Genomic DNA, 10,335 nt, shown 5'->3' on the forward strand with positions numbered 1-10,335 from the left:
GATAATCTTTTTCGGATTCAATCAATAATTGAACCGCTCTTTCTCTGATTTCAGGGGTATATTTTGGTTTTGTCATCGGGACATTCTCTCAAGAAAGTTGGTCTCCGACAAACCCGGTACGGTTCAAGAGTGCGTTTGACCTCTACTGTAAAGGAATTAGAAATTCAGAGAAGAAGTAATAATAATTGGCGGAATGAGCCTGTAGAATTTGTTTCAGAAACAACACCAACAACAGAATCCCTTTCCAATACAGCAGGATCAACTACATATAGCTCTTTGACTTCAGCCCTACAAAGTAAAATTTCACGATCTTGTATTGAAAGTAATTTCAATAATTCTAGACAGGATATAGAAGGAGAAACTAGAGATAGTGAAGGAAATTGGGAAGAATACAGGGTAGGTAATACTAGGTATCGTAAAAGAGAAATTACGAAAACAAAAAAAATAATCAGTTCAATAGAAACAGGAACAAAATATAGCTGTCCAGATCGTGTAACTATGCTGAAAAAAAGTATGTATGATTTAATTGCTGGTAATTCGACAGTAAGTGGTCATACTACAACGATTACGCCTTTAGTAGAAACAGCTTCAATTGGATTTACACGGTTTCCAAATCCAAGTGTTACACGAACTCCTTTAGTTTTAAACACTGAGAATAGAACAACTCTATTATCGGCAATTACAGGCTATTCAAATTCATCTGGTACGCCTATAGCGCATGCCTATGCAACTGGTGCTGCAGGTTTAATGGCAAATATGCCGACCGGTGCAGAAGCTGCATGCGCAGGATACGGTGTATATTTTTTAACAGACGGTGAGCCATGGAGCGATAGTACATCATCAGCAAGATCTGCAATTAATAGTTATTTATCAACAGCTACCACTTCTACTAATTGTGGTTCTTCTTGGCCTTGTGTAACAACAATTGCTGAAAAGTTAAAGTTAAAACAAAACACAAAAAACATTGAAATCAAGACAGCAGTTGTTGGTTTTGGTAATGAGTTTAGTTTTGGTAGCGCCGTTTATAATCCTCTTACGATATATAAATATTCTGGTACTCAAACTGCTAATGATACTACTGATTTGCGTAATCTTTTTACGGGGAATGCTTTAGAAGCAGCCAAGGCTTCCATCGTTGGGGGAGGCGGTTGGTATAGCGCTGCGAATACGACAGATATTGTAAACAGTGTACAAAACTTCGTTGAATCGATTCGGGTAGAGATTCCAGCAATTACAACAGGTACTTCAGCTATTCCTCAAGATGCATTAAACACGAATGTAATTCAACCATATTCCTATTTCCCACAATTTCAGCCAAAACCTTCTGAAGATGAGCAATCCTGGATTGGAAATTTAAAGAAATACAAGGTTGCAGGTGGATTGTTAAAGGATAAAAATGATGCAAATGTTTTTTCAAGTGACGGTGTGCTTAATCCAGCAAATGAAGACTTATGGACACCAAACTATGCATCAAATGCCCAGTTAACTGAATATCAGCAAAAACTAAAAACTCTAGGTGGGGTGTTAAGTCGCCTAAGTTTAAAAAATACGGATAGTAATTTAAATCGTAAAGTATTTACCAATACAGGCGCTACTTTGAATGCAGTGACTCAGAGTTATATTGCTGAAGCACCAACAACTCGAGGCTATTTACTTGGTTTACTGGGGTATAAAATAACAGACAATCAAGTCTCTAGCCTAACTGATACAGGTGTGGGAGCAATTATTGCAGGAACCACACCTGCAGAAGAACTTCGTCAAGTAGGCGCAGTCATGCATTCCACACCCGTACTTTTAACACAGTCGGGAAAAATTACTTATTCAAATAACACAGTTAATACTGAAAACCGTGATGATTATATCTTGTTTGGTACTACGCAAGGTGTTTTACATGTTGTAAAAGCAGGTACGGTAACAGAAGCTGCGACAACCTCTTTGAATAATACCGCGGGTAATGAAGTCTTTGCTTTTGTGCCGCAAGAAATGTTAGCCAGCCAGCCAACAGCATTACTGGATCCTAAAGAAACTCCACAAAATGGTATGGATAATTTGTACTATGGGGTGGATGGACAATGGACTGCACATACCGAATACGTATATGTTCCAGGTACCGATGAAGCGCCAGAAGGGACTTTTAAAGTCTATGAAGATGACAACAAATACGGTAAACAATGGGTGTATGGTGGCTTGCGTATGGGGGGGAAAAGTTACTATGCACTTGATCTTACCCGCTTAACTGCTTCTACAAATAATCAGCCTGTAATTAAATTCCGGATTAATCCTGAACAAAGTCGAGTAGATGGGTTCACCCATGCAGCAACAGAAAATTCCCGTTATGCAAACTTGGCTAAAATGGGACAGAGCTGGTCAAAACCTACTCTTGCACACGTTCAATGGAAAGGTAAACGCCGCTTAGTGATGTTTGTAGGTGGTGGATATGATCCTGGCTATGAAGACTTTAAATACGATCAAGAGAATGGTGTTGGTGCTGGTGTTTATATGTTTGATGCTGACACAGGTGAATTTCTATGGTCAACCTACGATGCCAAGTTAACTCCAACTGAGGAAGGGAAAACTTTAATTGGAGATGGTGATCACCTGAAATATAGTGTTGTTAGCCAGATAAAAACCGTAGACCGTGAAGGGGATGGAGATATAGATCATCTGTACTTCGGTGATTTAGGTGGGCAAGTTTTCCGTATTGATTTAGATAAAAATCATGCTAAAACTGATACAGCTACTAATTTCGCCAAACAAATTACACGAATTTACAATGGGCATATTGATGGTGGTTACAGCCCACGTTTTTATGAAATGCCAGCATTTACAGTGTATAACGGTTCAAATGGTTTATTTGCTGTGATCAGTATAGGGTCAGGCAATAGAAGCACACCTCTCTTAGGTAAAAAAGTAAATGATCAATATATTGTAAGTGGTGAGGAAGATGATGATCATGAAAGTTTAATTGATGATGCAATTTATAATATTTATGACAAAGTGGTAGTTATGGATAAACCGCATGAGGCCACATTGCCAGTTACTAGTCCAACAATATCGAATTTATTTGAAATTACAGATTCACATCGTGAATTGGCGGCAACAAGTGCTGCGAGCCCAATACCATTAAATTTGGCTGCAAATAAAGAAAATAGTGATTATAAAGGATGGTTCTATGCATTCACTTCAAGTGTAAACGTGGGGAATAGAAAGGCTGTAGAAAAAGTCCAAGGTGATTTAATTGCCATTGATAATGACTTGTATGTGAGTACTTTTGATGCGGAAGGCGTTGGTACTACTGAATCTTGTGGAGCGGGTATTTATGGAAATAGCCGAGCTCACCGTTTCTGTATGCCATATGGTCAATGTGAAGCTGGGGATACTGTAGCAGCTAATACCATAGTTTTAGGTAAAGGTTTATTGGGTATTACAGTAGGGCCGGGGACTAATTCAGGAGATCGTCGTATTATTGCACCTGTAAGTAGTCTGGATGCTACAAAGAAAATCACTTCAATTAATTATGCGGGAACCAATAGATTGATTCCGCAAAGTTGGTATGAAAAGAATTAAGTGTAGAGGTTTTGAATGATACAAAATAATCAAGGTTTTACACTTATCGAACTTATGATTGCTGTTATTGTCGTCAGTATTCTGACGGCGATAGCGGTACCGTCATACCAAGTATATGTGAGAAAAGCTACTGACAGTAATGTACAACAAGAAATACAGAAATTGACTCAAGAATTAGAGCAACATAAGTCACGGCAATTTAATTATATAGGTTATGCCCCATCGGCAAATCCTTTATATTTACCCGCAGGTTCGACATCAGCTACAGCAAAATACAAAATTGAAATAGCAGATGGGGATGAAACATCAAAAAAATTAGATCAAACCACAAGCCCTCCAAAAGGTCGGAACTGGGTTATACGTGCCACATCATCGGATAATCGTCTTTATAGTTATTTAATTGATAGTAAAGGAACAAAATGTAAGAATAAAACTGCAGCTAATGTCACAATGATGAGTTGTGGCACAGGGGGTGAACCATGGAAATAAAGGCAAAGCGCGGTTTTACACTTTTAGAATTAGTTACTGTTGTTGCCATCTTAGGTGTTATTGCAGCAATTGCATTTCCTTCATATCAAAATTCTGTGCGGAAAACAAAAAGAGCAGAAGTACAAGCTGAAATGGCTGAAATTTCCAGTAAGCTACAACGCTTTAAATTAGCCAATTTTCACTATGTTCAATCTACCCGTGGTGGTGTTATTACCCCGATAAATTTAACCCGAGTTGGATATTCGAGTGCAACACCAAACTCTGAAAATGGATTATACCAATACAGATTAGCCTTTAATGCAAATGCAACAGAATGGACGCTCACTGCTACGCCAATTACTACTGGAATGCAAAAAGGAACGGGAGCATTAACTTTGAATCATGCTGGGCAGCAATGCTGGTATAAAAATAAAGATACCTTTACAGCTACTGATACCTGTCTAGCATGGTCCGATAAATAAATTCAAAATTGTGGATAAACAATTTTTGATCTTTCATTCAGGGCAAACTTCGCGTAAAATACTGCCCTCTATGAAAGGGGTTTGAAATGTATCGATGGTCGGTACAGGGATAATCCGTAAAAACTATAAGGTTGTATCATGGTAGTTATTCGTCTTACTCGCGGTGGTGCTAAAAAGCGTCCATTCTATCAAATCGTTGTAACTGATAGCCGCAATCCACGTGACGGTCGTTTCATCGAACGTATCGGTTTCTTCAACCCTACAGCGCAAGGTAAAGCAGAAAAACTTCGTTTAGATGCTGACCGTTTTGCTCACTGGGTAGCACAAGGTGCTCAACCTTCTGAACGTGTTGCTTCTTTAGCTGCTCAAGCGAAGAAAGCTGCAGCTGCTGCATAATTTTAAAGAATTAAGTAGTAGGTAGCCCATGACACCAACACAGAATGTACCCGAAGATCGTATTCAGATTGGACAGCTACGTTCAGCATATGGATTAAATGGGTGGCTCTGGGTCTATTCCAATACAGAACCTATGAGCAACATGTTTGACTACCTGCCTTGGTACATTGAGACCAAAGCAGGTTGGCAAACTGTCGATGTAAAACGTTGGAAACCACATGGCAAAGGCCTGGTTGTCAGCTTAAAAGGTGTGAGCGATCGCACTGCAGCAGACGGTCTGGTTGGCGCAAATATCTGGATTTCAAAATCGCAACTGCCTCAAGCGGGCGTGGATGAGTATTACTGGTCTGATTTAAAAGGTCTAACCGTGTTAGGTCTGGATGATGAGGAACAGGAAGTCAATCTCGGTCAAATCCACGAACTGTTTGAAACAGGTGCTAACGATGTGATGGTGGTTCGCGCAACTGCCGACAGTATCGATGGCGAAGAGCGTATGATTCCATGGCATAAAGATGTGGTACAACGCGTTGATCTCGAAACAGGTCGTATTTATGTCAATTGGGGCGTAGATTACTAATATTTTTGGAAATACGGGAGTCTGCGATGTTTTTTGCAGTCATTACGCTTTTTCCTGAAATGTTTGAAGCGATTACACGTTTCGGTATTAGCGGGCGCGCAGCACAACGTGAGTTGATGCAAATTCATTGTATCAATCCTCGCGATTATGCTGAGGGTAACTACAAACGAGTGGATGAACGTCCATTTGGTGGTGGTCCCGGTATGGTAATGATGGCTGAGCCACTGGCAAAAGCAATCCGCCGTGCCAAAGAACTTGCTCATGAAGCAGGTGCGGTCAACGTACCCGTGGTGTATATGTCACCACAAGGTCAAACCTTAAATGAACCCGCTGTACAAGGATTTGTCCAATATGACGGATTAATTGTGCTGTGTGGCCGTTATGAAGGTGTCGATGAACGTTTAATCCAGAAATATATTGATCAGGAATGGTCGATTGGAGATTACGTATTATCGGGCGGTGAACTGCCTGCGATGGTGTTATTAGACAGTATTATCCGGAGACTTCCGGGTGCCATGTCTGATGAACAATCCCATGTACAAGATTCATTTGTGGATGGTCTGTTAGACTGCCCACAATACACAAAGCCTGACCATTTTGAAGGTTTGGATGTGCCTGAGGTACTGAAATCAGGTCATCATGCAAATATTGAAAAATGGCGTTTTTTGCAGCGTTATCAGCGTACACTTGAGCGTCGGCCTGAACTGGTTGAACAGGTGGAACTGACCAAACAGCAGAAAAAATGGCTAAAAGATTTGCCAGAACATAAATCTTAATTTATGCTTCGGGCGCAATGAAAAGCTTGGTCTTTAGACTGAGTATTTAAATAGGCTCTTTATGTCTTGAAGCGGTCAAGCATAAAGGGAAAGTTAATCGGGTCTATGCGCTTTAGCCTCTAGCCCCAGTGGATCTCAGACCTCTTCTGACCCACACATATTGGAGATACCCCATGAGTGGTAAGCATCCTTTAGTTCAAGCTGTTGAAAATGCTCAGCTTAAACAAGACATCCCAGCTTTTGCACCAGGTGACACAGTAGTTGTTCAAGTAAAAGTTAAAGAAGGTGACCGTGAGCGTCTACAAGCGTTCGAAGGCGTTGTTATTGCGAAGAAAAACCGTGGTCTGAACTCTGCGTTCACTGTACGTAAAATTTCTAGCGGTGTTGGCGTTGAGCGTGTATTCCAAACTCACTCTCCAATCGTTGCTAAAATCGAAGTGAAACGTCGTGGTGACGTTCGTCGTGCTAAACTTTACTACCTACGTGAACTTTCTGGTAAAGCTGCACGTATCCGTGAAAAGTTACCAGCTCGTAAAGCGTAATTTTACGTTTTATCGAATTGAAAAAATGCGCCTTTTGGCGCATTTTTTTATGTCTAAATTTTATAAACCTTGCAACTTGAGACGGTTGGCATGTTGACGGTAGACATCGACAGGGTTTGGCGCAAAGATACCCGTGATACCAAACAATAAATTCACCTCATCTAAGTGATTCCATGGAAAATCATCTCGAATCGTTCTACCAAATTTCGCACTACATACGGAGACAATGCCATCATTTGCACTTGCTTTAGAAGCAGAGATCAAATCCAGTGCCTTCATCGCGGCATCACTGAAATCTAATGCATTGGTCATTTGTTTGTGCCCATTATTGAATATAGCGCAATGCCTTGATCGTTATATTTGCCTTCACCACAATGCTTTAAAGATAGCCCAAGCGTAAAACGTTGATTAAATTCAGCGGTGCCTTCAATAGAAGTGCTATGACCTGCAGCTAAAGCGTTATGCGGAAAAGCATGTGCATCCAAACCCTGTGCCCACATAATCACAGCGCCAAAACTACTAATCAGGGTATTTAGTAAATCAGAGGTACCAGTTTGACTGGCAAATTTCATCACATCCGATGCCACGATTGAGCCTTGATTGGCGCCAGCGACTGTCATAACAGAAGTGACATGTTGTGGCATGACTCCTGCTGCATAGCGCACTGCATGGGCACCGTGGCTATGTCCAATTAAATTGAGTTTTTTGGCGCCCGTAATTGCCATACTTCTTTGAGCTGTTCGACATATTGTTCGCCACGGACTTCTGATGAATTAAAAGGTGACATGCGGGCAGCAAAAGCGGTTGAACCATTACGTGCTAAATCAGGCAAAATTTGATGCCAATAATCCATGCCCAAAACATCCATAGCAATGCGATTAAAGCCCATCATGCCATGTGCAAATACGAGGGGGTATTGCATTTTGGCATAGTTAGAGATCACGTTTTTACTTTGTGCTTTTTGTAAATTTGAAGCAGTACCGAATGAGCTAAAGAGTAGGGCAGCTATGGTGAAGTATATTGTTTTAATTTTCATGCAATATCCCAATCATGAATGCAAAGAAAAGCCCTGCAATGCAGGGCTTTAATGAGTTGAGCTTTATAGCCCTTGTAGTTTTAAACGATTCGCATGTTGACGATAAACATCCACAGGGTCTGGAGCAAACATGGCTTTTAAGCCAAAGACCATATTGACTTCGTCTAGGTGGTTCCAGTTGTAGTTATCACGAATGGTTTTACCGAATTTGGCACTGCAACGCGACACTAAGCCATCATTGTTTTTGCCACCATCAATCAGTAGTGCAGTCACTTTGAGCGCAGAGTCAGGATCTAGTAGATTCGTCACTTGACCTACGCCTGTGAACGAATAGTTATAAATGCCTTTTTCTTGATAGCTACCTTCACCACAACTCGTTGTTGGCATACCAATTGGGAATTTTTGGTTAAAGGCTGCGGAACCCGCAGCAGTTAAACTGCGTCCACCTTCAAGTGAATTGTGAGGGAAACTATTTGGATCTAAGCCTTGTGCCCATGTGATGGCTTTGGATACAAGGTTCACGCCACCTACCAATGTACCCTCAACAACAGTGCCTTCAGCTTTTAAAATTAAATCGGCAACGGGTGAGCCTTTATGTGGTGCACCGACAGAAGTTAAAGATGCAACTTTATTTGGGATGACACCTGCCACATAGCGAATCGTTGGTCCGCCATGTGAATGGCCGATTAAGTTGACTTTCTGTGCGCCGGTAATCGCCAAAATTTCTTCCACTTGTTGTTTCAACTGCTCACCACGAACTTCTGAAGAGTTAAATGGCGAAACACGTGTTGCCCAAACATTGGCACCATTACGCGCTAAATCTGGCAGAATTTGATACCAATAATCTAAACCGAAAGGATCGCTACCAATTTGAATAAAACCTGCCATACCATGACCAAATACTATTGGATATTTGGTTTTGGCATACTGTGTCGATGCTTTGGCAGTATATTGTTTGGCTTGCGTACTGTTGGCTTGAGCCGTCGTCATGGTCATGGCTGCGATACAAGCAGCAGTGATTAATCCATATTTCATTGTTGTTTCCTCTTGTTGTTTTAGGCAGTCCCAGCCTGATTTCAATCTAAACAATCCACGTAGGTTTATGGTTGAATATATGTAATGCTTGTTTATAAACCTTGTAATTTAAGACGGTTGGCATGTTGGCGATACAAGGCCACAGGATCTTGTGCAAAAGTGCCAATAATGCCGAAGAACTGATTCACTTCATCAAAATGATTATGTTGATAATCTTGACGGATAATTTGTCCATAGCGTCCGCTGCAAAGAGGCAATGCACCATCATTGGGGCTGCCTTTCAAGAAACTACCACCCAAGGTAACGACGGTGGATTCAATGACATCGACTGCATTGGTGACTTGGCGATTGCCCATCCATGAGTAATGATGAATCCCATTCGATGTGATTTTAGTCCCTTGGCTGTTGCAATCTTTCGGAATAGCACTCGAACCATACAGCGCATTAAAGCGTTGTATTTTTTCTGGATGCATTGCATCTAAAGCCGCGGTGATCTCAACAGGATATTGATTCTGAGTAAGAACATTCATGCTATGCCCGAGCAAACTACCAAAGCCATGTGCAAAGACAATCGGATACTTCGTTTTCGCATAGCTAGAGAGTACAAAAGATGCTTGATAGGCTTGTAAGGCAGTGCTGGCTTTTGTGGATGAGATTGCACCCACCCCTAAAGCCAATGCCAAGAATGGAAATATTTTCATTGTTCATCCTGAGGCGAGCGCAATAAAAAACAATGCCTTTATATCGCGTAATATAAAGGCATTTTGCTTATAAACCTTGTAGTTTTAAGCGGTTGGCATGTTGGCGATACATCGCGACAGGATCTGGTGCGAATAGACCTTTTAAGCCAAACATCATGTTGGCAAGATCGGTGTGATTAAGTTTGTAGTCATCTTTAATGACTTTACCAATGAAGGCGCTGCAACGTGCCACCATGCCGTCATTGTCTTTGCTGCCATACGACAATGGCCCAAGTTGCATTAAAATCGTATCAATGTCTAAGGCGTTGGTCGCTTGCGCCACACCTGTCCATGAATAGTAATAGATGCCTTTACTGTCACGTGGTTTTAGGTTTTTATTACAGTTTTCAGTCGCTGCTAAAACGCCATCTTTCACGGCATTTTGTGCAACCGTTGCATTAAAGGTTTTTGAACCTGTTTGTGTGAGGGACTTCATCGATGCATCAAAGTCAATTTCCAGTTCAGGTTTGAGCTGACCTAAGGCAATTAATGGTCCAATAATATAATCACCTAGAATATTAAATGCTGTACGGGTCAGCGTATTATTTTGGATGTCATCTGCAACTTTAGAGCCATGATAAGTTCCTGCAACCGTTATTTAAAACCTACTCAAACCTACTCAATGTGGGTTTGATGTTTAATTCCTACTTCACCATCAAGAACCTAAAGCATTTGCTTTAGGGATTACCTCAATTCCATAGGCTGTCACGGTGTAA

Annotated in this window: 9 protein-coding genes and 2 pseudogenes; 7 read left to right on the forward strand and 4 right to left on the reverse strand. The window is 41.1% G+C overall.

What is annotated here, in order from left to right:
* Window positions 1-135 precede the first annotated feature (135 nt).
* From FTT63_RS14065 to rplS, 7 genes are all read left to right on the forward strand, one after another.
* A complete protein-coding gene (locus FTT63_RS14065) occupies window positions 136-3,567 on the forward strand; it encodes a pilus assembly protein (protein WP_180192432.1) in 3,432 nt (1,143 codons plus the stop codon).
* Between the two features lie 15 nt (window positions 3,568-3,582).
* Window positions 3,583-4,056 carry a type IV pilin protein gene (locus tag FTT63_RS14070; RefSeq protein ID WP_218954019.1) on the forward strand — a complete coding sequence of 158 codons (474 nt, stop codon included), beginning with the start codon at window positions 3,583-3,585 and terminating at the stop codon, window positions 4,054-4,056.
* A complete protein-coding gene (locus tag FTT63_RS14075) occupies window positions 4,047-4,517 on the forward strand; it encodes a type IV pilin protein (protein WP_218954020.1) in 471 nt (156 codons plus the stop codon). The genes FTT63_RS14070 and FTT63_RS14075 overlap by 10 nt, the downstream gene beginning before the upstream one ends.
* Window positions 4,518-4,655: 138 nt before the next feature.
* Window positions 4,656-4,913 carry a 30S ribosomal protein S16 gene (gene rpsP / locus FTT63_RS14080; protein ID WP_004809941.1) on the forward strand — a complete coding sequence of 86 codons (258 nt, stop codon included), beginning with the start codon at window positions 4,656-4,658 and terminating at the stop codon, window positions 4,911-4,913.
* 28 nt (window positions 4,914-4,941) lie between these two features.
* The gene (rimM, locus tag FTT63_RS14085) at window positions 4,942-5,490 is read left to right on the forward strand and encodes a ribosome maturation factor RimM (RefSeq protein ID WP_016658481.1); all 549 of its coding nucleotides are present in this window, start codon (window positions 4,942-4,944) and stop codon (window positions 5,488-5,490) included.
* 26 nt (window positions 5,491-5,516) lie between these two features.
* On the forward strand, window positions 5,517-6,266 hold the full coding sequence (gene trmD, locus FTT63_RS14090) for a tRNA (guanosine(37)-N1)-methyltransferase TrmD (RefSeq protein ID WP_168381541.1): 750 nt from the start codon (window positions 5,517-5,519) through the stop codon (window positions 6,264-6,266).
* 173 nt (window positions 6,267-6,439) lie between these two features.
* Window positions 6,440-6,808, forward strand: coding sequence for a 50S ribosomal protein L19 (gene rplS, locus FTT63_RS14095; RefSeq protein WP_104500703.1), 369 nt, complete (start codon window positions 6,440-6,442; stop codon window positions 6,806-6,808).
* Between the two features lie 60 nt (window positions 6,809-6,868).
* On the opposite strand, the pseudogene FTT63_RS15930 reads toward rplS, so the two are convergent.
* The 4 genes and pseudogenes from FTT63_RS15930 to FTT63_RS14120 form a co-directional block, all read right to left on the reverse strand.
* A pseudogene (locus tag FTT63_RS15930) lies at window positions 6,869-7,844 on the reverse strand (esterase/lipase family protein).
* Window positions 7,845-7,907: 63 nt separating this feature from the next.
* Entirely contained in the window at window positions 7,908-8,834 is a 927-nt protein-coding gene (locus tag FTT63_RS14110; RefSeq protein WP_373685686.1) for an esterase/lipase family protein, read from the reverse strand.
* Between the two features lie 137 nt (window positions 8,835-8,971).
* Window positions 8,972-9,580 (reverse strand): hypothetical protein, encoded by a 609-nt coding sequence (locus tag FTT63_RS14115; RefSeq protein ID WP_227554602.1) that lies wholly within the window; start codon window positions 9,578-9,580, stop codon window positions 8,972-8,974.
* Window positions 9,581-9,647: 67 nt separating this feature from the next.
* A pseudogene (locus FTT63_RS14120) lies at window positions 9,648-10,211 on the reverse strand (triacylglycerol lipase); the annotation flags it as partial.
* Window positions 10,212-10,335 lie beyond the last annotated feature (124 nt).

Source organism: Acinetobacter sp. C15 (assembly GCF_013420645.1).
GTDB classification, from domain to species: domain Bacteria; phylum Pseudomonadota; class Gammaproteobacteria; order Pseudomonadales; family Moraxellaceae; genus Acinetobacter; species Acinetobacter indicus.

Bases quoted from the DNA above. Each gene is read 5' to 3' on its own strand.
- FTT63_RS14115 (WP_227554602.1), bottom strand. From the start codon at position 9,580: ATGAAAATATTTCCATTCTTGGCATTGGCTTTAGGGGTGGGTGCAATC.
- rpsP (WP_004809941.1), top strand. From the start codon at position 4,656: ATGGTAGTTATTCGTCTTACTCGCGGTGGTGCTAAAAAGCGTCCATTC.
- rimM (WP_016658481.1), top strand. From the start codon at position 4,942: ATGACACCAACACAGAATGTACCCGAAGATCGTATTCAGATTGGACAG.
- FTT63_RS14075 (WP_218954020.1), top strand. From the start codon at position 4,047: ATGGAAATAAAGGCAAAGCGCGGTTTTACACTTTTAGAATTAGTTACT.
- FTT63_RS14070 (WP_218954019.1), top strand. From the start codon at position 3,583: ATGATACAAAATAATCAAGGTTTTACACTTATCGAACTTATGATTGCT.
- rplS (WP_104500703.1), top strand. From the start codon at position 6,440: ATGAGTGGTAAGCATCCTTTAGTTCAAGCTGTTGAAAATGCTCAGCTT.
- trmD (WP_168381541.1), top strand. From the start codon at position 5,517: ATGTTTTTTGCAGTCATTACGCTTTTTCCTGAAATGTTTGAAGCGATT.
- FTT63_RS14110 (WP_373685686.1), bottom strand. From the start codon at position 8,834: ATGACGACGGCTCAAGCCAACAGTACGCAAGCCAAACAATATACTGCC.